This is a genomic window from Streptomyces bambusae (assembly GCF_020532645.1).
Lineage (GTDB): Bacteria > Actinomycetota > Actinomycetes > Streptomycetales > Streptomycetaceae > Streptomyces > Streptomyces bambusae.
In genome coordinates, this window is sequence record NZ_JAJAUZ010000011.1 from 103,345 (window position 1) to 124,246 (window position 20,902).

The window sequence follows — 20,902 nt, forward strand, 5'->3', positions numbered from 1 at the left end:
TTACTTCGTCTCCTCGGTGCGGGGGGTCGTGCTGGTGGTGACGGCGGGCTCGGAGCCGCCCAGGAGCAGGTAGAGGACGGCCATCCGGATGGACACGCCGTTGGCGACCTGCTCGACGACCGTGCAGCGGTCGGAGTCGGCGACCTCGGCGGTGATCTCCATGCCGCGGACCATCGGGCCGGGGTGCATCACGATGGCGTGCTCGGGCATCTTGGCCATGCGCTCGCCGTCGAGGCCGTACCGGCGCGAGTACTCGCGCTCGGTCGGGAAGAAGGCGGCGTTCATGCGTTCCCGCTGCACACGCAGCATCATCACCGCGTCGGACTTCGGCAGCACCTCGTCGAGGCCGTACGAGATCTCGCAGGGCCAGGTCTCGACGCCGACCGGGACCAGGGTGGGCGGGGCCACCAGGGTGACCTCGGCGCCGAGGGTGTGCAGCAGGTCCACGTTGGAGCGGGCGACCCGGCTGTGCAGCACGTCGCCGACGATGGTGATGCGCTTGCCTTCGAGGTCCTGGCCGAGTGCGTCCTTGCCGACGAGCCGGCGGCGCATCGTGAAGGCGTCCAGCAGGGCCTGGGTGGGGTGCTGGTGGGTGCCGTCGCCCGCGTTGATGACCGGGGCGTCGATCCAGCCGGAGGTCGCCAGCCGGTACGGGGCCCCCGAGGCGCCGTGCCGGATGACCACGGCGTCGACGCCCATGGCCTCCAGGGTCTGCGCGGTGTCCTTCAGGGACTCGCCCTTGGAGACGCTGGAGCCCTTGGCGGCGAAGTTGATGACGTCGGCGGACAGCCTCTTCTCGGCGGCCTCGAACGAGATCCGGGTTCGGGTGGAGTCCTCGAAGAAGAGGTTGCAGATCGTGCGGCCGCGCAGGGTGGGCAGCTTCTTGATCGGCCGGTCGGCGATCCGGGCCATCTCCTCGGCGGTGTCGAGGATGAGGACGGCGTCGTCGCGCGTGAGGTCGGCGGCCGAGATGAGGTGGCGCTTCATCTGGGTGCTCCGGGGGTGAGGGAGGGCAGCTGGGTTGCGGGCAGGGCAGGCTGCGGCGCGGGCCCGGCCTCCGGTCGGAGGACGGTCCCGTGCGGGTACGGGCTACTGCGCTTCGGCGGGTGCGGTCCGCTGCCCGAGCAGCACGGCGTCGCGGCCGTCCTCCTCCTGGAGCTGGACCTTGACCGTCTCCCGCAGCGACGTGGGGAGGTTCTTGCCGACGTAGTCGGCGCGGATCGGGAGTTCGCGGTGGCCGCGGTCCACGAGGACGGCGAGCTGCACCGCGCGCGGGCGGCCGATGTCGCCGAGGGCGTCGAGGGCGGCGCGGATGGTCCGGCCGGAGAACAGGACGTCGTCGACGAGGACGACGAGACGGCCGTCGAGGTCGTCACCCGGGATCTCGGTGCGGCCGATGGCCCGCGCCGGCTTCATCCGCAGGTCGTCCCGGTACATGGTGATGTCCAGGGAGCCGACGGGGATGGTGGAGCCGGTGATCTCTTCGAGCTTGGCGGCGATCCGGCGGGCGAGGTGGACGCCGCGCGTCGGGATGCCGAGGAGCACCACGTCGTCGGCGCCCTTGGCGCGTTCGACGATCTCGTGGGCGATGCGGGTCAGCACCCGCGCGATGTCGGAGGCCTCGAGCACGGGCCGGGCCGCATCGGAAGTCTGCGTGTCCATGAAAAACGGACCCCCTTCTCCGCCTCACGGGACGGACCTTAAAGGACGTCTGATGTACGCCGAACACAGTAGCAGGAACGATCGGCTCCGCGCGCCACGGGGCCGCCGGCGCACCCCGGGGCGGGGGTCCGCTCGTACGGGGGCGATGAAGACCATTCGGCTTGACGCATCCACGTAACGCTGCGTAACCTCACAGTGAGTTACCAGCCGCGCGGCGGAGCCGCACGTCGACACAGCGTCCGGGAGCCTTATGTCCAGCGAATACGCCAAACAGCTCGGGGCCAAGCTCCGCGCCATCCGCACCCAGCAGGGCCTTTCCCTCCACGGTGTCGAGGAGAAGTCCCAGGGCCGCTGGAAGGCGGTCGTGGTCGGGTCGTACGAGCGCGGCGACCGCGCCGTCACGGTCCAGCGCCTGGCCGAGCTGGCGGACTTCTACGGGGTGCCGGTGCAGGAGCTGCTGCCGGGCACGACTCCCGGCGGGGCGGCCGAGCCGCCGCCGAAGCTGCGCCTGGACCTGGAGCGCCTGGCCCACGTCCCCGCGGAGAAGGCCGGCCCGCTGCAGCGCTACGCGGCGACCATCCAGAGCCAGCGCGGTGACTACAACGGCAAGGTGCTCTCGATCCGCCAGGACGACCTGCGCACCCTCGCGGTCATCTACGACCAGTCCCCCTCGGTCCTCACCGAGCAGCTGATCAGCTGGGGCGTGCTGGACGCGGACGCCCGCCGTGCGGTCGCCCACGAGGAGATCTGAGGCAGGGACCGCGCGACCCGGCACCACCGGGGAGAACCCTGCAGAAACGTGCCGCCGGGGGCGGTGGGACCGTACCGGTCCTGCCGTCCCCGGCGGTGTTTTCGTGCGTCTCGTGTGTCTGCGCCCCCGAGGGGGCGCGGCCGTCGGCAGCTGCCCGGCGTCGTGCGGAGACGCCGAAGGGGCCGCGGCGCGTCGTGCGCCGCGGCCCCTTCCGCATGCCGCCTTCACTCGTTCGGGCTATTCGCCCCGTCGGAGGCTCGGCTTGAGGTCCTTGAAGCGGGCCAGCAGCCCGTTCACGAACGCCGGGGAGTCGTCGGTGGAGAACTCCTTGGCCAGCTGGACCGCCTCGTCGATCGCCACGGCGTCCGGGGTCTCGTCGACCCAGATCAGCTCGTAGGCGCTCAGGCGCAGGATGTTCCGGTCCGCGACCGGCATCCGGTCGAGGTCCCAGTCCACCGCGTACGTGGCGATCAGCTCGTCGATGCGGGTCACCTTGTCGGCGTAGCCCTCGACGAGGTCCATGGTGAACGCGTTCACCGGCGGCTGCCGGTCGTCCGACCGGTGGTGGCGGACCCAGTCCGCGAGGACCTCCCGCACGGGGACCCCGCGCTGGTCGGCCTCGAAGAGGATCTGGAAGGCGCGCTTGCGCGCGTTGCTCCGGGCAGCCACGGTTAGCTGTTCACCCGGCCGAGGTAGTCGCTGGTGCGGGTGTCGACCTTGATCTTCTCACCGGTGGTGATGAAGAGGGGGACCTGGATCTCGTGGCCGGTCTCCAGGGTGGCGGGCTTGGTGCCACCGGTGGAGCGGTCGCCCTGGACGCCCGGGTCGGTGTGCTGGATGGTCAGCTCGACGGCGGCCGGGAGCTCGACGTAGAGCACCTCGCCCTCGTGCTGGGCGACGGAGGCGGTGAAGCCCTCGATCAGGAAGTTGGCGGCGTTGCCGACCGCGGCCTTCGAGACCATCAGCTGGTCGTAGGTCTCCATGTCCATGAAGACGAAGTACTCGCCGTCCATGTAGGAGAACTGCATGTCGCGGCGGTCGATGTTGGCCGTTTCGACCTTCACGCCCGCGTTGAAGGTCTTGTCGACGACCTTGCCGGACAGCACGTTCTTGAGCTTGGTGCGCACGAAGGCCGGGCCCTTGCCGGGCTTGACGTGCTGGAACTCGACGACGGACCAGAGCTGGCCCCCGTCGAGCTTGAGCACCATGCCGTTCTTGAGGTCGTTCGTGGAAGCCACGGTTGCCAAATCTCCTGGACTGAAAGACCGCGGGTGCGCGCTCAGCCGAAAGCTAGAGCGCGAGCAGCTCCTTGGTCGTAATGGTGAGTAGCTCGGGTCCGCCGTCCGCCTCGGGGCGTACGACGAGCGTGTCAACAATCCGGACGCCGCCCCGGCCCGGGAGGTGGACTCCCGGTTCGACGGTGACCGGCACGCAAGCGTCCAGTTTACCCATTGCGGCAGGTGCCAGCTGCGGGTCCTCGTGGATTTCGAGTCCGACCCCGTGTCCCACCGAGCCCGGGAGGGCTTCGCCGTGCCCTCCGGTGTCCACGACCTGGCGCGCAGCGCGGTCCACGTCGCGGTACGCGGCGCCCGGCAGGAGCGCCTCCCGGCCGGCCCGCTGGGCGGCGAACACCAGGTCGTACAGCTCGATCTGCCAGTCGGCGGGGCTGGTGCCGATGACGAAGGTGCGGCCGATCTCGCAGCGGTAGCCGCGGTAGTTGGCCCCCAGGCAGACGGAGAGGAAGTCGCCCTCCTCGACCCGCCGGTCGGTGGGGCGGTGGCCGCCGCGGCCGGAGTGCGGGCCGGTGCCGACGGAGGTGGGGAAGGCCGGGCCGTCTGCGCCGTGGTCGACCAGGCGGCGTTCCAGTTCCAGTGCCAGATGGCGTTCGGTACGGCCGACCAGGATGGACTCCAGCAGTTCACCGAGGGCCTGGTCGGCGATCTCCGCGGCGATCCGCAGGCACGCGATCTCCTCCTCGTCCTTCACCAGCCGCTGCTGCTCGACGGCGGGGCCGAGATCGGCCAGGCGGAGCCGGGGTGCCACCGAGCCCATGGCGCGGTGCCGGGCGACGGTGAGGTGGTGCTCCTCCACCGCCAGCGCGTCGGCGCGGGCGCCGGCCGCGGCATCGGCGGCCGCGACGGCCGGGTCGCCCTCGGTGGCGTGCAGGACGGTGCAGCGGAGCAGTTCGTCGAGCCGGCCCTCGTCGGGCTCGCCGGTCGGGGCGCCGGCGCAGAAGAGGACGTCCTCGGCGGGGCCGACGAGCAGGACCGCGCCGCGGGGGGCGGCGCCGGTCAGGTAACGGACGTTCGCGGGGCGCGAGATGAGGGCGGCCGCGTTGCCGGCGGCGTTGCAGCGGTCTCTGAGCCGGCCACGGCGGGCCGCGTACACCTCTGACATGTCACGAGCGTACGAGTGTGCCCGGTGCGGGGCCTGTTGAGCGCGTCCGGATGGGGCGGGCCCCCGGGACGGCCTCCGTTTGGCTTCCGGTCACGGTGCGGGGACCTTGCGGGGCTGCGCCCGGTACCCCGGTCCTCAAACGCCGGACGGGCTGGATTTCGGGCCCTCGGGGGGTCACCAGCGGGGTGGGGTCGATATCGCTCGGGCCAGGGTTTCGTCGAGGGCTCGGGCGGTGGCTTCCACGTCGTGGTGGGAGTTGTCGATGATCGGGAGGCCCGAGCCGTACCAGCCGGCCATGCGGCCGTGGATGCGGGCGACCTCCTCGTCGGACAGGCGGCGGTTGCCGCTGCGCTCGGCGTTGCGCTCCAGGACGATCTCCAGGCCGGGCAGCAGGACCACCGGGAGCAGCCCGGGGCCCACGTGCCGCTTCCAGCCGCCGAGGCCGACCACCGGCCGGTCGGGGAAGACCGCGTCGTCGAGGATGCAGGAGATCCCGTTGGCGAGGAAGTTGCGGGCGGCGAAGCCGCAGGTCCGGCGGGCCAGCCGGTACTGGGCCTCGGAGTGGTCGTTCCAGCCGGACTGCGGGTCGGCGAAGCCGGAGACGACCCATTCGCGGACGTCGTCGAGGCTGATGTGGGCGGTGGGCACCGGGCGGGTGCTCGCCCAGTGCCGGGCGACGGTGGTCTTCCCCGCGCCCGCCGGGCCGATCAGCAGGACCGCGAGGGTGGCGCCGCGGGTGCCGGGCACGGCCGGGGGGAGCGTCACGTGGCCGGTCGGGTCCGGCACCGGCTGCGGCATCGGCGGCAGCATGGCCGGCGGCGGCACCGGCGGGGCCGTCCAGCCGCCCGCGGACGGACCGGCCGGCGGTACCGGAACGCCGGGGTGCGGTCCAGGATGATGTCCCGGCTGACCCCACCCGCCCACTGCATGCTGCATTCGGTGCCACTCCGTCTCGCGCGCCCGCTGGTTCTTCACAACCGATGCAGGAACGTTATCGCCCCCGGCCGTCTCGCAGTGAACGGGCGGGGGCGGTCCGAAGTGCCCGGGGTCCGGCGATGGCCGGAAGGACCCGGCCCGGGCGGGTGCCCGGGCCGGTCCGTCAGGCGTCGAGTTCCTCGGCGAGCGCCCGCAGGGCGAGCCGGTAGGAGCCGATGCCGAAGCCCGCCACGGTGCCGCTGGCCACGGCCGCGATCACCGAGTTGTGGCGGAATTCCTCCCGCGCGTACGGGTTGGAGATGTGCACCTCGATGAGCGGGGCGGTGCGCTGGGCGGCCGCGTCCCGCACGGCGTACGAGTAGTGCGTGAACGCCCCGGGGTTGATGACCACGGGGGTCCGCCCGTCGGCCGCCTCGTGGAGCCAGCGGACCAGTTCGCCCTCGTCGTTGGTCTCGCGGACCTCGACCTCGAAGCCGAGGTCCTTGCCGAGGGCGGTGCAGGCCTCGACGAGACCGGCGTACGAGGTGGCCCCGTACACGTCGGGCTCGCGGGAGCCGAGCCGGCCCAGGTTGGGGCCGTTCAGCACGAGCACCCGGCGGGTCACGCGGACACCTCGCCGTAGGCGGCGAACAGCACCGCCGGGTCCGGGCCCTCCAGCACGGTCGGCTTGCCGAGCCCGTCCAGCACGATGAAGCGCAGCAGGTCGCCGCGGGACTTCTTGTCGACCTTCATGGTCTCCAGCAGCTTGGGCCACTGGTCGCCGCGGTAGGTCAGCGGCAGGCCCACGGAGGCCAGGACCGCCTTGTGCCGGTCGGCGGTCGCGTCGTCGAGCCGGCCGGCCAGCCGGCCCAGCTCGGCGGCGAAGACCATGCCGACGGACACGGCCGCGCCGTGCCGCCACTTGTAGCGCTCGTTCTTCTCGATGGCGTGCGCGAGGGTGTGGCCGTAGTTGAGGATCTCGCGGAGGCCGGACTCCTTGAGGTCGCTGGAGACCACGTCGGCCTTCACCCGGATGGAGCGCACGATCAGCTCGGCGGTGTGCGGGCCGGCCGGGGTGCGGGCCGCCTCCGGGTCCTCCTCGATCAGGTCGAGGATCACCGGGTCGGCGATGAAGCCGGCCTTGATGATCTCCGCGAGGCCGCTGACGTAGTCGTGGACCGGCAGCGACTCCAGCGCGGCGAGGTCGCAGAGCACACCGGCCGGCGGGTGGAAGGCGCCGACGAGGTTCTTGCCCTCGGCGGTGTTGATGCCGGTCTTGCCGCCCACGGCCGCGTCCACCATGGCGAGCACGGTGGTCGGCACGGCGATCCAGCGCACGCCGCGCAGCCAGGTGGCTGCGACGAAACCCGCGAGGTCCGTGGTGGCGCCGCCGCCCACGCCGACGATGACGTCGGTGCGGGTGAAGCCGGACTGGCCGAGGGCCTTCCAGCAGTAGGCGGCGACCTCGGCGGTCTTGGCTTCTTCGGCGTTGGGCACCTGGATGGCGACCGCCTCGTAGCCCTGGTCGGCCAGGTCGGCGCGGAGCGCCTCGCCGGTCTCGGCCAGCGCCTCGGGGTGGATCACGGCCACCCGCTGGGGCCGGGTGCCGATGAGGCCACCGAGTTCGCCGAGCAGCTGCCGGCCGACCAGCACCTCGTACGGATCGTGGCCGGCGCTGCCGCCGATGTGGATCCGGGTCACCTGGTCCGTCATACGTCCTTCAACTCCAGTGCGTCGAGGACCGCCTGGGCGACCTCTTCGGGGGTGCGGTCGTCGGTGGCCACGACGACCCGCGCGACTTCGGTGTACAGGTGGCGGCGGGCCTCCATCAGCTCGCGCCACTGCCGGCGCGGGTTGACGGCGAGCAGCGGCCGGGCGGCGCCCAGGCCGACCCGCCGTACGGCCTCTTCGACGTCCATCGACAGGTAGGCGACGGGCAGGCCGGACAGCAGGGTCCGGGTGCCCTCGTCGAGGATCGCGCCGCCGCCGAGGGCCAGCACGCCGGTGTGTTCGGCGACGGCCCGGCGGACCGCCTCCCGCTCCAGCTCGCGGAAGTGCGGTTCGCCGTCGTCGACGAAGATGTCGGAGATCTCGCGGCCCGTGGCCGCGACGATGTCCGCGTCGGTGTCACGGTAGGGGGCGCCCAGCCGCTGCGCGAGCAGGGCGCCCACCGTGGACTTGCCGGACCCCATGGGTCCGACGAGCACCACACGTGGCCCGCCGGTCACCGGATCTGCAGGTTGTCGAGGTAGGACCGGACGTTGCGGCGGGTCTCGGCGACCGAGTCGCCGCCGAACTTCTCGACGACGGCGTCGGCGAGGACCAGCGCCACCATCGCCTCGGCGACGATGCCGGCCGCGGGCACGGCGCACACGTCGGAGCGCTGGTGGTGGGCGGCGGCCGCCTCGCCGGTGGCGACGTCGACGGTGGCCAGGGCGCGCGGGACGGTCGCGATCGGCTTCATGGCGGCGCGGACGCGCAGCAGCTCGCCGGTGGTCAGGCCGCCCTCGGTGCCGCCGGAGCGGCCGGTGGTGCGCTTGATGCCCTCGGGGGTGGACACGATCTCGTCGTGCGCCTTCGAGCCGGGCACGCGGGCCAGTTCGAAGCCGTCGCCGACCTCGACGCCCTTGATCGCCTGGATGCCCATGAGGGCGGCGGCGAGGCGGGCGTCCAGCCGGCGGTCCCAGTGCACGTGCGAGCCGAGGCCGACGGGCACGCCGTAGGCGAGGACCTCGACGACGCCGCCGAGGGTGTCGCCGTCCTTGTGGGCCTGGTCGATCTCCGCGACCATCGCCTTCGACGCGTCGGCGTCGAGGCAGCGCACCGGGTCGGCGTCGAGCTTCTCGACGTCGGCGGGGGTCGGGTAGACGCCGTACGGGGCCTTGGCCGCGGCCAGTTCGACGACGTGCGAGACGATCTCGATGCCCGCGGCCTCCTTGAGGAAGGACCGGGCGACGGCGCCGAGGGCGACCCGGGCGGCGGTCTCGCGGGCGCTGGCGCGCTCCAGGATCGGCCGGGCCTCGTCGAAGCCGTACTTCTGCATGCCCGCGAGGTCGGCGTGGCCGGGGCGGGGGCGGGTCAGGGGGGCGTTGCGGCCCGTCTCCTTGAGTTCGGCCGGGTCGACCGGGTCGGCCGACATGACCTTCTCCCACTTGGGCCACTCGGTGTTGCCGACCATGACGGCCACCGGGGAGCCGAGGGAGAGCCCGTGGCGGACGCCGCCGAGGAAGGTCACCTCGTCCTGCTCGAACTTCATGCGGGCACCGCGGCCATAGCCCAGCCGCCGCCGGGCCAGGTGGTCGGCCACCAGCTCAGTGGTGACCGGGACGCCGGCGGGAAGACCCTCCAGCGTCGCGACCAGTGCGGGCCCGTGGGACTCCCCTGCGGTCAGCCAACGCAACCTGCTCAACGATGCTCCTCATGCTCGCGCCGGAACTACTGTGGCGCGACCGGGTGCGCGGCCTGGCCCGCCTGGTCCGATCCTCCCACGTCCGGGCGGGTGAACCGATCTCCGGTCCAGCTATCGGACGCCGCCGTCCTGCGGGCCGGTCGTACGGGCTAGCGGGAGGCGAGGGCGGCCTCGCCCGCGGCGCGCATCGCGGCCAGCGGGGCGGGGGTCCGGCCGGTCATCTGCTCGACCTGGAGCACGGCCTGGTGGACCAGGAGGTCGAGGCCGCCGACGAGGGCTCCGCCGCGGGCGGACCAGGCCGCGGCGAGGGCGGTCGGCCAGGGCTCGTAGAGCACGTCGAACAGGGTGCCGGGGCGCTCGGGCACGGCGGCGGCCAGCGCGTCGGTGGCGCCGGCGGGGGTGGTGGCGATCACCAGGGGGGCGTTCAGGGCCTCGGCGGCGTCGGCCCAGCCGGCGGTGCGGACGGATATGCCGAGCCGCTCGCCCCACTGCTTCATCTCGGCGGCGCGCGCGGCACTGCGGACGTACGTGGTGATCTCGCCGGTGCATATCCGGGCGAGGGCGGCCAGCGCGGAGGAGGCGGTGGCCCCGGCGCCGAGGACGGCGGCGGAGTCCACCTCGGTCACGCCCCGCTCGGCGAGGGCGGCGACGATGCCGGGGATGTCGGTGTTGTCGCCGAGGCGGCGGCCGTCGGCCGTGAGCACGACGGTGTTCACGGCTTCGACGGAGGCCGCGGTGTCGGTGACGCCGTCCAGCAGCGGCATGACCACCCGCTTGAGCGGCATGGTCAGCGAGAGCCCGGCCCACTCGGGGCCGAGTCCCGCCACGAACTCCGGCAGCGCGGCCTCGTCGATCTCGAACCGGTCGTACGACCAGTCGTCGAGGCCCAGCTCCCGGTAGGCCGCCCGGTGCAGCACCGGCGAGAGGGAGTGCTCGATGGGTGATCCGAGCACTGCGGCCCGTCGTACCGACATGGTGTTGCTACCCGCCGCTCTGTCGCTTCTTGTTGAACTCCGCCACGAGCTTGTTGTGCTCGGCGAACGTCTTCGTGAACTTGGTGGTCTCGTTGTCGAGGGTGATGAAGAACATCCAACCACCCTTGTCCGGCGAGAAGGCAGCCCGGACGGCGTCGTCGCCGGGGTTGCCGATCGGGCCGGGCGGCAGGCCCTCGACCACGTACGTGTTGTACGGGTCCTTGAGGGCCTGGGCCTCTGCGCTGGTGATGTCGACCGTGCTCTCGTCCTTGATGTAGTTGATCGTGGAGTCGAACTGGAGCTTGCGGTTCGTCTGGTCGTTGGTGCGCTTGAGGCGGTTGTAGACGACCTCGGACATCTTCTTGTAGTCCTCGGCGGTCTTGCCCTCGGCGGCCACCAGGCTCGCGACGGTGAGCAGTTCCAGCGGCGACTTCAGACCCATCGCGCGGGCCTTCGGCTCCAGGTCGAGGCTGTTGTAGTGCGAGGAGGCGCGGGAGACCATCTGCTTGAGCAGCTTCTCGGGCGTGACGTCCTTGCCCAGGTCGTAGCGTCCCGGGTAGAGGAAGCCTTCCAGCGGGTCCTTCGCGTCGGCGGCGGGGGTCGCCCAGGCCGGCAGCCCGAGGGTCTTCCACTGCTTCTTCGCGATCTCGCGGGTGGTGCCTTCGGGCTTCTTGAGCTTCTTGTCGATGTTCTCGTAGACGCGGACATTGCGTTGCGCCGGATTGACGTCCAGCGCATTGATGTTCGACGGGTTGACCATCAGCTCCACCGCTGCGGCCGCCGACATCTCCTTCTTCAGGACGTACAGGCCGGGCTGGATGCCGAGGCCCTTCGTGGAGTGCTGCTGGGCGGCGGCGGTGAAGGCATCGGTGCTCTTGACCACGCCGGCTTCCTTGAGGATGCCGCCCATCTGGGCCAGGCTCGCGCCCTTGGGGATCTCGACCTCGACCGTGCCGGTGCCGGCGCCGGTGTAGTCCTCGGGGGCGCCGAACCGCTCCTGCACGAAGCTGTAGCCGTAGTAGCCGATGCCGCCGATGCCGCCCACGAGGACCAGGGAGACGAAGAGGCAGGCCACACCGTTGCGGCCCTTCTTCTTCGGTTTTCCTTTCGTGCGGCCGCTGCCGCCGCGGCGGCCGGAGTCGCCGCGTCCGCGGTCGTCCGGCGCGTCGCCGTCGTCGTCACCGCCGTCGGAGCCGTCGCCGCCGCCCGCGAAGAAGGCGTGCTCGGGCTCGTCGGCCGCGGGGTCGTCGTCCTGCCACTCGGGGGCCGGCTCGGGCGCCGGGACGCGCCGGTTCGGCGGCTGCGGCGGCGGGTAGGCCTCGGAGGTCCCGTACAGGTCGGGTGCCTCGCCGGGGTAGCCGGACGCGGGCTGCTGCCCGTAGGCGTCGGGCACCCCGCCGTCCCAGCCGCCGGTGCCGCCCCCGTAGTGGGGGGCGGCGGGCACGGCGGCTTCCCGGGGCCGGTTCCCGTAGCCGTGCGGGTCGGCGTACTGCTGCGGGGGCAGTTGCTGGTGCTGCTGCCCGTACTGGTCGGGGTACTGGTCGGGATACTGGTCGGCGTACTGCCCGGGGTACTGCTGGTCCGGGTAGCCGCCGGGCTGCTGCGGGTGGTGACCTGGGTACTGCGCCGGGTACTGCCCGGTGTCGAACTGCTGGCCGGCGTACTGCTGCTGCCCGCCGTACGTCCCGTCCGCCTGCGCGTAGGGGGCGGTCAGCGGGTCGTGGTGGAACTGCTCCTGCGGGTACCCATGCTGCTGCATGCCGTAAGGCTGCTGGCCGGGACGCTCCTGATGGCCGTGCCACGCCTGGTCCCCGTAGAGCGGGTCGTCCGGGTGCCACGGTTCGGGGCCTGAACCCCGGCCATACTCAGTCATCGGTCCCCTAGAGCTGCGAGACGACGGCCGCGGCTCCGAACGCCGCGGCTACTCGGTCCGCCTCTTTCGTGGGCGACGGCTGTTCGAAATGCCGCCACATTGCGCGGAACGTTACCGTATCGCGATCAGATGACCACTTCGACGCACTCGCCAGGCGGATTACCCGATACCCGTTCGGTCTCAAGAGCGTTCTGAAGGATGATCACAGCGGCGGCCTGGTCGATCACCGAGCGCCCCTTCTTGGCGTTCTTGCCGGAGGCCCGCAGCCCCTGGGCCGCGGTCACCGTGGTCATCCGCTCGTCCACCAGGCGGACCGGAACCGGCTTGACGCCCTTGGCGAGTTCACCGGCGAAGGCACGCACCTTGGCCGCGGCCGGACCCTCCCGCCCGCTGAGCGAGCGGGGCAGTCCGACCACGACCTCCAGGGGCTCGTATTCCTCGACGAGCTGCCGCAGCCGCCGGTGGGCGGCCGGGACGTCACGTCCCGGCACGGTCTCCACCGGTGTGGCGAGCACCCCGTCGGGGTCGCACGAGGCGACCCCGATCCGGGCGTCTCCGACGTCGATCGCGAGCCGGCGGCCGCGGCGCAGGCTCATCAGACCGTCTCGACGACGAGGCGCTCGACGGCGGCGATGGCCTCGGGGACGGCGGCCGCGTTCTGGCCGCCGCCCTGGGCGACGTCGGGCTTGCCGCCACCGCCGCCGCCGAGGGTCTTGGCGGCGGTGCGGACCAGGTCGCCGGCCTTGAGGCCGAGCTCGCGGGCCGCCTCGTTGGTGGCGATGACGGTCAGCGGACGGTCGTTCGCCACGGTGAAGAGGGCGACGACGGCCGGCCGGCCGCTCTGGATCCGGCCTCGGACGTCGAGGACCAGCTTGCGCAGGTCGTCGGCGCCGACGCCGTCGGCCACCCGGCCCACCACGAGGGCGGTGCCGCGGATGTCCTGGGCGTTGTCGGCGAGTCCGGCGGCGGCCTGGAGGACCTTCTCCGCACGGAACTTCTCGATCTCCTTCTCGGCGTCCTTCAGCTTGCCGAGCATCGAGGCGATCTTCTCCGGCAGCTCCTCCGGGCGGCCCTTGACCAGCTCCTGGAGCTGGGCGACGACCGTGTGCTCCTTGGCGAGGAAGTTGTACGCGTCCACGCCGACGAGGGCCTCGACACGGCGCACGCCGGAGCCGATGGAGGACTCGCCGAGCAGCTTCACCAGGCCGAGCTGGCTGGTGTTGCCGACGTGCGTGCCGCCGCACAGCTCCTTGGAGAAGTCGCCGATGGTGACGACGCGGACCTGCTCGCCGTACTTCTCGCCGAACTCGGCGATGGCGCCCTGCTTCTTCGCCTCGTCGATGCTCATGATCTCGGCGGTGACGTCCAGCTCGCGGGAGAGCACGTCGTTGATCTTCTGCTCGACGTCGGTGAGCACCGAACCGGGGACGGCGTTCGGGGAGCCGAAGTCGAAGCGGAAGCGGCCCGGCGAGTTCTCGGAGCCGGCCTGGGCGGCCGTCGGGCCGAGGGCGTCGCGCAGCGCCTGGTGGGTGAGGTGGGTGGCCGAGTGGGCGCGGGCGATGGCCCGGCGGCGCGTGACGTCGATGGCGGCGTACGCGGAGGCGCCGACGGTCACCTCGCCGACCTGGACGGAGCCCTTGTGCACGGAGACGCCCGGGACCGGCTGCTGGACGTCGCGGACCTCGATGACGGCGCCGGAGTCGAGCTTGATGCGGCCCTGGTCGGCGAGCTGGCCGCCGCCTTCGGCGTAGAACGGGGTGCGGTCGAGGACGACCTCGACCTCGTCGCCCTCGGAGGCGGCGGGCGAGGAGACGCCGTTGACCAGCAGGCCGACGACGGTGGACTCGCCCTGGGTGGTGGCGTAGCCGGTGAACTCGGTGGCGCCGGCGCCGTCCGCGATCTCGCGGTAGGCGGACATGTCGGCGTGCCCGGTCTTCTTGGCCTTGGCGTCGGCCTTGGCGCGGTCGCGCTGCTCCTGCATCAGGCGGCGGAAGCCGGTCTCGTCCACGGTCAGGCCCTGCTCGGCGGCCATCTCGAGGGTGAGGTCGATCGGGAAGCCCCAGGTGTCGTGGAGCAGGAACGCCTTGTCGCCGGCGAGGACCGTGCCGCCGGCGGCCTTGGTCTCGGTGACGGCGGTGTCGAGGATGTTGGTGCCGCCCTTGATGGCCTTGAGGAACGCGGCCTCCTCGGCGAGGGCGACGGTCTCGATGCGCTTGCGGTCGGTGACGAGCTCCGGGTACTGGAGGCCCATGGTGTCGATGACGACGCCGATGAGGTCCTGGACGACCGACCCGGTGGCACCCATGAGGCGCATGTTGCGGATGGCGCGGCGCATGATGCGGCGCAGCACGTAGCCGCGGCCCTCGTTGCCGGGCGTGACGCCGTCACCGATGAGCATCGTGGAGGTGCGGATGTGGTCGGCGACCACGCGCAGGGAGACGTCCGTGCCCGGGGCGGCGCCGTAGCGGACGCCGGTCAGCTCGGTGGCCTTGTCCATGACGACGCGCAGGGTGTCGGTCTCGTACATGTTCTGCACGCCCTGCAGGATCATCGCGAGGCGCTCGAGGCCGAGACCGGTGTCGATGTTCTTGGACGGCAGGTCGCCGAGGATCGGGAAGTCCTCCTTGCCGTCGCCGGCGCCCCGCTCGTACTGCATGAAGACGAGGTTCCAGATCTCGACGTACCGCTCGTCGTTGACGGCCGGGCCGCCCTCGACGCCGAACTCGGGGCCGCGGTCGTAGTTGATCTCGGAGCAGGGGCCGCAGGGGCCGGGGACGCCCATGGACCAGAAGTTGTCCTTCTTGCCCAGTCGCTGGATGCGCTCGGCGGGGACGCCGATGACGTCGCGCCAGATCGTCTCGGCCTCGTCGTCGTCGAGGTAGACGGTGATCCAGAGCTTCTCCGGCTCCAGGCCGTAGCCGCCGTCCGCCACGGAGCTGGTGAGCAGCTCCCAGGCGAGCTTGATGGCGCCTTCCTTGAAGTAGTCGCCGAAGGAGAAGTTGCCGCACATCTGGAAGAAGGTGCCGTGGCGCGTGGTCTTGCCGACCTCTTCGATGTCCGGGGTGCGGACGCACTTCTGCACGCTGGTCAGGCGCGGCGCCGGCGGCTTGGTCTCACCCAGGAAGTAGGGCTTGAACGGGACCATGCCCGCGGGCACCAGCAGCAGAGTCGGGTCGTCCGCGATGAGCGACGCCGAAGGGACAACGGCGTGACCGCGCTCCTCGAAGAAGCTCAGCCAGCGGCGGCGAATTTCGGCCGACTCCATCAGTGGTCCTCATTCCGGTTGTACGAGTGCTTCGGTCGGTGGTGGTTCTGGTTCTCGATGGCCCGCAGCCGGCGCGGCCCGGGCAGGGCGCGCACGTTGCCGGCGGGGTCGAGGGCGTCCGGGTCCTGGTGCAGGCCCAGTGCGTCGTTCAGCTCGTCCTCGCGCTGGACCATGCCGGCCTTGACGTCGAGAGCGAAGTCCTTGAGCCGGTGCCCGGCCTCGACGGCCTTCCCGGCCGCCTGCGCCGCGAGGCTCTCCGGGGTCAGCTGCTTGAGCTTGCGGTTGACCTTGGTGGTGGCCCACACACCGGCGGCGGCGCCCGCGGTGAACCAGAAGGTACGGCGGAACATCCGGGTCTCAGTCCTTCTGCTTGCGGCGCCGCGCGGGGGGCACGGTGCGACCGATGATCACGGTACGACGGGATGCCCGGGGCGGCACACCGCCGGCGGGGGCCCCGCCCTCGGTGCGGCCGAGCGCCCGCCGGACGCCGTACCCGAAGGCGGCGACCTTCACCAGCGGCCCGCCGAAGGCGGTGGCCACGGTGGAGGAGAGCGCCGATGCGTTGGAGGTGACCTCCTGGACGTCGCTCGCGATGGCGTCGACGCGGTCCAGCTGGGTGCGTGCGGAGCGGACCGTGGTGGAGGCGTCGGCCAGGAGCGGCACGGCCTGCTCGGTCACTTCCGCCACCAGTCGCGTGGTCGCCTTGAGCGTCTGGGCGAGCCTCGCCAGCGCCACTGCGAGGAACGAGACCAGGATCGCCCAGAAGACGGCCACGAGGATCCCGGCCACCTCTCCACCGGACACGTTGCACCGCTCCCTGAACATCGAAAAGTCGTCCCCCGACCCTATCGCGCCGGGGGTGCCCGGCCGTACCGGATTCCCGGGCCGGTACGGCCCGCCTTGTACGCAGTGCATCCGGAGCAGTACCCTCCGTGTCCCATGCGACCAAGGACGTACGGCAATCTTCCCTCGGAGCTCAGCGGGCTGGTCGGGCGGGGTCGCGAACTCGCCGCGCTGGAGCGGCTGCTGGAGCGGTCCCGGCTGGTGACGGTCACCGGGGTGGGCGGGGTCGGGAAGTCCCGGCTGGCCCTGCGGGCCGCGGCCGAGGTGCAGGAACGCTACTGCGACGGCGCCTGGCTGGCCGAGCTGTCGGCGGTGCGTGACCCGGACCTGCTGGCACACGCCCTGAGCGAGGCCCTCGGGCTGACGGACCACACCACCCGGCCGCCGCGCGCGGTGCTGGCCGAGTACGTGGCCGGCCGCGAGCTGCTGCTGGTCCTGGACGGCTGCGAGCAGCTGGTGGAGCCGTGTGCGGAGCTGGTGCGCGAGCTGCTGCGGCGGGCGCCGGGGCTGCGGGTGCTGGCCGCGGCCCGGCGGCCGCTGTCGGTGGACGGCGAGCAGGTGTTCCCGCTGGCCCCGCTGGAGCCGGCCGCGGCGGCGGAGCTGCTGGAGGTGCGGGCGGCGGCGGCCGCACCCGGTTTCCGGGTGGCCGATGCCGACCGGGCGGCGGTGGCCGAGCTGTGCGTACGGCTGGAGGGGCTGCCGCTGGCGCTGGAGCTGGCGGCGGGCCGGCTGCGCTCGCTGTCCGCAACGCAGGTGCTGGCCCGGCTGGAGGACCGGTTCCGGCTGCTGACGGGCGGGGCCCGGGGTGCGCTCCCCCGCCATCGGGCGCTGCGGACGGCGATCGGCTGGAGCCACGAGCTGTGCACGGCGGCGGAGCGGCTGCTGTGGGCGCGGCTGTCGGTGTTCGCGGGCCGGTTCGACCTGGAGGCGGCGGAGTACGTGTGCAGCGGCCCGGACCTGCCGGCGGAGGAGGTCCTCGACGTGCTGGGCGAGCTGCTGGCGCAGTCGCTGCTGGTCCGCGAGGACGGCCCGGCCGGGGCGCGCTACCGGATGCTGGACACCGTACGGGAGTACGGCGCGCAGTGGCTGGCGGCGCAGGGCGAGGCGGGCCGGGTGCGGCGGCGGCACCGGGACTGGTACATGGGGCTGGCGACCTGGTGCGAGCTGGACTGGTTCAGTCCGCGGCAGCAGGAGGTGGCGGCGCTGGTGGATGCGGAGCTGCCGAACCTGCGGCTGGCGCTGGAGACCTGCCTGGACGATCCGGCGGAGGCGCACCTGGGCCAGTACCTGGCGGGCACGCTGTGGTTCTGCTGGGCGGGCTGCGGCCGGCTGGCGGAGGGCCGGCACTGGCTGGACCGGGCGCTGGAGGCGGCCGCCCGGGAGACCGCGCACGACGGCTCGCGCCTGAAGGCACTGTGGGTGCTGGGGTACGTGGCCTGCCTGCAGGGCGATGCGGTGGCGGCGCTGGGTGCGCTGCACGAGTGCCGGGAGGGCGCGGAGCAGGCGGACAGTCCGCTGGCGGCGGCGTACGCGGTGCACCGGCTGGGCTGCCTGGCCCTGGTGTCGGACGACATGGAGCGGGCCGGCGAGCTGCTGGGCGATGCGCTGGAGCGGTACCGGCAGGCCGGGGAGCTCAACAGCAACGTGCTGATGTGCCAGGTGGAGCTGGCGATGGCGCTGGCGTTCCAGGGGGACCTGCCGGGGGCGCTGGAGCTGTGCCACGAGGTGCGGGAGATCTGCGAGGACCGCGGGGAGCAGTGGAGCCGGGCGTACGCGCTGTACGTCCTGGCGTACGCGGCGCTGGGGGCCGGGGACTGCGGGCAGGCCCGGCGGCTGCTGGTGGAGTGCGTGACGATCAACCACACGTTCCACGACCTGCTGGGGCTGGTGCTGGCGCTGGAGCTGCTGGCGCTGGTGACGGTGAGCGAGGGGGACGCCGGGGAGGCGGCGGTGCTCCAGGGGGCGGCCGAGGAGATGTGGCGGTCGGTGGGGTTGCAGCTGTTCGGCTCGGGGTACTTCAACGGCCCGCGGCTGGCCTGCCGGCAGCAGGCGTCCGAGCTGCTGGGGGCGGCCGGTTACGCCGAGCGGGTGGCGGAGGGGCGGCTGCTGCCGCTGGATCCGCTGGTGGAGCGGGCGGTGCGGTTCCGGGTCCGGCGGCTGCCGCAGGCCGGCGGCACCGGCGGCGGGCGGGCGGCGGCCCGGCGCGGGCAGGTCCCGGACAGCAGGAAGCCCGCCGGCTCCCCTTCCGGGGAACCGACGGGCTGACCAGCCTGTGAGTGGCTACTCCCGCATCAGCGGGCGTAGTACTCGACGACCAGCTGCTCGTCGCAGATGACCGGGATTTCCTTGCGGTTCGGCTCGCGGTCCAGGCGGAAGGCCAGGGCCTTCAGGTTGACCTGCAGGTAGCGCGGGGTCTCGCCCTCACCGGCGTAGCCACCCTCGCGGGCAACCTGGAAGGGGTGCTTCTCGCGGCTGCGCTCGCGGACCGTGATGACGTCGTCGGGACGCACGCGGAACGACGGCTTGTCGACCTTGCCGCCGTTGACCTCGATGTGACCGTGGACGACCATCTGGCGGGCCTGGTAGATGGTGCGGGCGATGCCGGCACGCAGGACCAGGGCGTCCAGACGACGCTCGAGCTCGACCACCAGGGCCTCGCCGGTCTTGCCGGAGACCTTCTTGGCGCGGTCGTAGGCGCGGGCCATCTGCTTCTCGGAGATGTCGTACTGCGCGCGCAGACGCTGCTTCTCCAGCAGACGGACCTTGTAGTCCGAGTTCTGCTTGCGGCCACGGCCGTGCTCGCCCGGCGGGTAGGGGCGGGCCTCAAAGTACTTGACGGCCTTCGGGGTCAGCGCAATGCCGAGGGCACGCGACTTCTTGACCTTGGGTCGCTTCTGGTTCACGGGGAACCTACCTCCATGTAAGTTAGGTGAGGCTTACCTTAGCGAGGAGGACGTAATGTCTCGACCACATGGGATCCCCCTGCCCAGTGCGCATCGCAGTTCGGATTCCAGTGCAACGGAATCCGCTTTCGACGACGTTAAGCAAGGTCAGCCGCGTCCCAGGGAAGGCGTTCGGCAGCTCACCGGAGCCGAACGCGTACGAACCCTCGTAGAGTCCAACGCCTCAGTATCCCTCACGCTTCAGGGTGCTCACGACACGCGTGAGTCCGAGGAGTTCGGGACAGGGGTGCCGGTCGCACGGACCGTCACCCCGGACGGGGACGTGATTCTCCTTGTTTCCGGGGAATCCGCGGCTGCCAGGGCGGCCGCTCACGCCCAGGACGACGACCTCCCGGCCGTGATCGAGATCACGGACGTGGCGCCGGTGTCCGTGCCCCATCGTATCCGGGCCCGCGTGCAGCTGGCCGGGTGGCTGACGCCGGTCCGCAACGACGAGCGGGCGGCCTGCGCGATGCTGCTGGCCGAACGCCATCCGGTGGGCGAGATCCTCGGCATGGCCGAGGCGCTGTCCGAGGACCCGGAGTCCGGCCGGTTCGGGCGGCCCGCCTGGATGCTGCTCCGGCTGGAGGTCGGCGAGATCGCCCTCGACGACCTGTGGGGCGCCGAGCCGGTGGATCCCGCGGAGCTGGGCGAGGCCCGGCCGGACCCGCTGGTGGACCACGAGAGCGAGCTGCTCCAGCACCTGCACGCGGCGCACGGCGACCAGGTGCAGCAGCTGGCTGCGCTGGCGGGGGTCCGGGCGGCGGACGCGGCGGCCGGACGGGCGGTACCGGTGGCGCTGGACCGGTTCGGGCTGCGGATCCGGTTCACGGGCGAGCGGCCGTTCGACGCGCGGTTCGACTTCGTGGAGCCGGTGCGGGACGTGTGCGGGCTCCGGCGGGCGATGCACCACCTGTTCGAGGCGGCCGGTCACTGAGGGCAGCCGGCCAGCATCCCGGAGAGGGCCTGCCGCTCCTCCGGGGTGACGGTCAGCCCGTACTTGGCCTTGATGCCGGTCCAGCGGCGGGCGTACTCGCACCAGAAGGCCCGGCGCGGCGGCCGCCACTTGTCCGGGGTCCGGCTGCCCTTGTCCTGGTTGGCCTGCTTGTCCACGGCGAGCAGCACGTCGAGGTCGTTCGCGTACGTGAGGCGGCGCTGCGGGGTCCACGCGTACGCGCCCGCCCGCCAGGCCGCCGCCAGCGCCACGACGTGGTCGGTCTCGATCTGCGAGGCGCGGCGGTACGAGTAGGGGTGCGTGGCTCCGGTGTACGGGTCGTGCAGGGTTCCGGCGAGCACGACGCACGGGTTGCGGTCGCCGGTCCGGGCCGCCGTCAGGTCCCTGCGGAGGACGTCGTCCCGGGTGTCGCACCCGTTGCGCCCGCCGGGGGCGTCCGTCTCGTCGGACCAGGTCCGGCCGAACTCCTCGCGGCGGTAGCTCTCCCAGTTCCTGCCGCGGGCGGTCGTGAGCTGCGCGAGGCGGGCCGTTGCCTCGGCGGCGGTCGGGGGGAAACCGGGGCTTGTGAGCCGGGCCGCGATCGGGGGGCCGGCGGCTTCCGGGCCGGGGGCGCAGCCGGAGCCCAGTGCGGCCAGGGCGGCCGTGGCCGCGGCGACGAAGGAGTTCCGGGCGCTGCGCATGCGCTGAGCTGTTCCCCTCCCCGCCCCTCCCCGAAACCGGGGCTCCGCCCCGGACCCCGGTCCTCAAACGCCGGACGGGCTCGATGATGCCCCGCTCGTACTTCGCCTGCGGGCCGAACGTTGTCCGCAGGCTGAGGTCCGCCCGTCGGCCGGATGCCGCGGGGCAAAAACCAGCCTCGCCGGCGTTTGAGGCGCGGGGTGCGGGGCGGAGCCCCGGAGCGCCGGCAGGCGCAGGG

General features: G+C 72.4%; 21 protein-coding genes. 3 read left to right on the forward strand and 18 right to left on the reverse strand.

Annotated features, from left to right (window positions below):
* Both LG634_RS10740 and pyrR read right to left on the reverse strand, forming a co-directional pair.
* Positions 1-987 (reverse strand): aspartate carbamoyltransferase catalytic subunit, encoded by a 987-nt coding sequence (locus LG634_RS10740; protein WP_226733474.1) that lies wholly within the window; start codon positions 985-987, stop codon positions 1-3.
* A 102-nt stretch (positions 988-1,089) separates the two neighbouring features.
* Positions 1,090-1,662 carry a bifunctional pyr operon transcriptional regulator/uracil phosphoribosyltransferase PyrR gene (pyrR, locus tag LG634_RS10745; RefSeq protein WP_226733475.1) on the reverse strand — a complete coding sequence of 191 codons (573 nt, stop codon included), beginning with the start codon at positions 1,660-1,662 and terminating at the stop codon, positions 1,090-1,092.
* A gap of 250 nt (positions 1,663-1,912) precedes the next feature.
* Here pyrR and bldD point away from each other — a divergent pair, with 250 nt between their 5' ends.
* The gene (gene bldD / locus LG634_RS10750; protein ID WP_226733476.1) at positions 1,913-2,413 is read left to right on the forward strand and encodes a transcriptional regulator BldD; all 501 of its coding nucleotides are present in this window, start codon (positions 1,913-1,915) and stop codon (positions 2,411-2,413) included.
* A 237-nt stretch (positions 2,414-2,650) separates the two neighbouring features.
* Here bldD and nusB read toward each other — a convergent pair whose 3' ends face one another.
* The 14 genes from nusB to LG634_RS10820 form a co-directional block, all read right to left on the reverse strand.
* A complete protein-coding gene (gene nusB, locus LG634_RS10755) occupies positions 2,651-3,082 on the reverse strand; it encodes a transcription antitermination factor NusB (RefSeq protein WP_226733477.1) in 432 nt (143 codons plus the stop codon).
* Positions 3,083-3,084: 2 nt separating this feature from the next.
* Entirely contained in the window at positions 3,085-3,651 is a 567-nt protein-coding gene (gene efp, locus LG634_RS10760) for an elongation factor P (protein WP_226733478.1), read from the reverse strand.
* A gap of 52 nt (positions 3,652-3,703) precedes the next feature.
* Positions 3,704-4,810: an aminopeptidase P family protein gene (locus LG634_RS10765; protein ID WP_226733479.1), complete on the reverse strand. Its 1,107-nt coding sequence runs from the start codon at positions 4,808-4,810 to the stop codon at positions 3,704-3,706.
* A 174-nt stretch (positions 4,811-4,984) separates the two neighbouring features.
* Entirely contained in the window at positions 4,985-5,746 is a 762-nt protein-coding gene (locus LG634_RS10770; RefSeq protein WP_226733480.1) for an AAA family ATPase, read from the reverse strand.
* Positions 5,747-5,909: 163 nt separating this feature from the next.
* Complete coding sequence (gene aroQ / locus LG634_RS10775) at positions 5,910-6,350, reverse strand: type II 3-dehydroquinate dehydratase (RefSeq protein WP_226733481.1); 441 nt, start codon at positions 6,348-6,350, stop codon at positions 5,910-5,912.
* The gene (gene aroB / locus LG634_RS10780) at positions 6,347-7,438 is read right to left on the reverse strand and encodes a 3-dehydroquinate synthase (RefSeq protein ID WP_226733482.1); all 1,092 of its coding nucleotides are present in this window, start codon (positions 7,436-7,438) and stop codon (positions 6,347-6,349) included. Before aroB ends, aroQ begins: the two co-directional genes overlap by 4 nt.
* Positions 7,435-7,953 carry a shikimate kinase gene (locus LG634_RS10785; protein WP_226733483.1) on the reverse strand — a complete coding sequence of 173 codons (519 nt, stop codon included), beginning with the start codon at positions 7,951-7,953 and terminating at the stop codon, positions 7,435-7,437. The genes aroB and LG634_RS10785 overlap by 4 nt, the downstream gene beginning before the upstream one ends.
* Positions 7,950-9,134: a chorismate synthase gene (gene aroC, locus LG634_RS10790; protein ID WP_226733484.1), complete on the reverse strand. Its 1,185-nt coding sequence runs from the start codon at positions 9,132-9,134 to the stop codon at positions 7,950-7,952. The genes LG634_RS10785 and aroC overlap by 4 nt, the downstream gene beginning before the upstream one ends.
* Before the next feature lie 149 nt (positions 9,135-9,283).
* Positions 9,284-10,108 (reverse strand): shikimate dehydrogenase, encoded by an 825-nt coding sequence (locus LG634_RS10795; RefSeq protein WP_226733485.1) that lies wholly within the window; start codon positions 10,106-10,108, stop codon positions 9,284-9,286.
* 7 nt (positions 10,109-10,115) lie between these two features.
* A complete protein-coding gene (mltG, locus tag LG634_RS10800; RefSeq protein ID WP_308072412.1) occupies positions 10,116-11,867 on the reverse strand; it encodes an endolytic transglycosylase MltG in 1,752 nt (583 codons plus the stop codon).
* A gap of 239 nt (positions 11,868-12,106) precedes the next feature.
* Positions 12,107-12,577, reverse strand: coding sequence for a Holliday junction resolvase RuvX (gene ruvX, locus LG634_RS10805; RefSeq protein WP_226733487.1), 471 nt, complete (start codon positions 12,575-12,577; stop codon positions 12,107-12,109).
* Positions 12,577-15,246, reverse strand: a complete 2,670-nt coding sequence (gene alaS / locus LG634_RS10810) for an alanine--tRNA ligase (protein ID WP_226733488.1) — start codon at positions 15,244-15,246, stop codon at positions 12,577-12,579. Before alaS ends, ruvX begins: the two co-directional genes overlap by 1 nt.
* A complete protein-coding gene (locus tag LG634_RS10815) occupies positions 15,246-15,596 on the reverse strand; it encodes a DUF6167 family protein (protein WP_226733489.1) in 351 nt (116 codons plus the stop codon). Before LG634_RS10815 ends, alaS begins: the two co-directional genes overlap by 1 nt.
* Positions 15,597-15,603: 7 nt before the next feature.
* A complete protein-coding gene (locus tag LG634_RS10820) occupies positions 15,604-16,050 on the reverse strand; it encodes a DUF948 domain-containing protein (protein ID WP_226733490.1) in 447 nt (148 codons plus the stop codon).
* 135 nt (positions 16,051-16,185) lie between these two features.
* Here LG634_RS10820 and LG634_RS10825 point away from each other — a divergent pair, with 135 nt between their 5' ends.
* The gene (locus tag LG634_RS10825) at positions 16,186-18,354 is read left to right on the forward strand and encodes an ATP-binding protein (RefSeq protein ID WP_226733491.1); all 2,169 of its coding nucleotides are present in this window, start codon (positions 16,186-16,188) and stop codon (positions 18,352-18,354) included.
* A 26-nt stretch (positions 18,355-18,380) separates the two neighbouring features.
* Here LG634_RS10825 and rpsD read toward each other — a convergent pair whose 3' ends face one another.
* Positions 18,381-18,992, reverse strand: a complete 612-nt coding sequence (gene rpsD, locus LG634_RS10830) for a 30S ribosomal protein S4 (RefSeq protein WP_226733492.1) — start codon at positions 18,990-18,992, stop codon at positions 18,381-18,383.
* Positions 18,993-19,047: 55 nt separating this feature from the next.
* Between rpsD and LG634_RS10835 the strand changes: the two genes are divergently transcribed.
* The gene (locus LG634_RS10835) at positions 19,048-19,968 is read left to right on the forward strand and encodes a DUF2470 domain-containing protein (protein WP_226733493.1); all 921 of its coding nucleotides are present in this window, start codon (positions 19,048-19,050) and stop codon (positions 19,966-19,968) included.
* Here the strand turns inward: LG634_RS10835 and LG634_RS10840 are convergent.
* Positions 19,962-20,666, reverse strand: a complete 705-nt coding sequence (locus LG634_RS10840) for an HNH endonuclease family protein (protein ID WP_226733494.1) — start codon at positions 20,664-20,666, stop codon at positions 19,962-19,964. The two genes, LG634_RS10835 and LG634_RS10840, sit on opposite strands and share 7 nt — an antisense overlap.
* Positions 20,667-20,902: the final 236 nt, after the last annotated feature.

Excerpts from the sequence above, each read along its gene's own strand:
- LG634_RS10740 (WP_226733474.1), bottom strand. The coding sequence starts at position 987 with ATGAAGCGCCACCTCATCTCGGCCGCCGACCTCACGCGCGACGACGCC.
- pyrR (WP_226733475.1), bottom strand. The coding sequence starts at position 1,662 with ATGGACACGCAGACTTCCGATGCGGCCCGGCCCGTGCTCGAGGCCTCC.
- bldD (WP_226733476.1), top strand. The coding sequence starts at position 1,913 with ATGTCCAGCGAATACGCCAAACAGCTCGGGGCCAAGCTCCGCGCCATC.
- LG634_RS10765 (WP_226733479.1), bottom strand. The coding sequence starts at position 4,810 with ATGTCAGAGGTGTACGCGGCCCGCCGTGGCCGGCTCAGAGACCGCTGC.
- LG634_RS10770 (WP_226733480.1), bottom strand. The coding sequence starts at position 5,746 with ATGCAGCATGCAGTGGGCGGGTGGGGTCAGCCGGGACATCATCCTGGA.
- aroB (WP_226733482.1), bottom strand. The coding sequence starts at position 7,438 with ATGACGGACCAGGTGACCCGGATCCACATCGGCGGCAGCGCCGGCCAC.
- LG634_RS10795 (WP_226733485.1), bottom strand. The coding sequence starts at position 10,108 with ATGTCGGTACGACGGGCCGCAGTGCTCGGATCACCCATCGAGCACTCC.
- mltG (WP_308072412.1), bottom strand. The coding sequence starts at position 11,867 with ATGCAGCAGCATGGGTACCCGCAGGAGCAGTTCCACCACGACCCGCTG.
- ruvX (WP_226733487.1), bottom strand. The coding sequence starts at position 12,577 with ATGAGCCTGCGCCGCGGCCGCCGGCTCGCGATCGACGTCGGAGACGCC.
- alaS (WP_226733488.1), bottom strand. The coding sequence starts at position 15,246 with ATGGAGTCGGCCGAAATTCGCCGCCGCTGGCTGAGCTTCTTCGAGGAG.
- LG634_RS10815 (WP_226733489.1), bottom strand. The coding sequence starts at position 15,596 with ATGTTCCGCCGTACCTTCTGGTTCACCGCGGGCGCCGCCGCCGGTGTG.
- LG634_RS10825 (WP_226733491.1), top strand. The coding sequence starts at position 16,186 with ATGCGACCAAGGACGTACGGCAATCTTCCCTCGGAGCTCAGCGGGCTG.
- LG634_RS10835 (WP_226733493.1), top strand. The coding sequence starts at position 19,048 with ATGTCTCGACCACATGGGATCCCCCTGCCCAGTGCGCATCGCAGTTCG.
- LG634_RS10840 (WP_226733494.1), bottom strand. The coding sequence starts at position 20,666 with ATGCGCAGCGCCCGGAACTCCTTCGTCGCCGCGGCCACGGCCGCCCTG.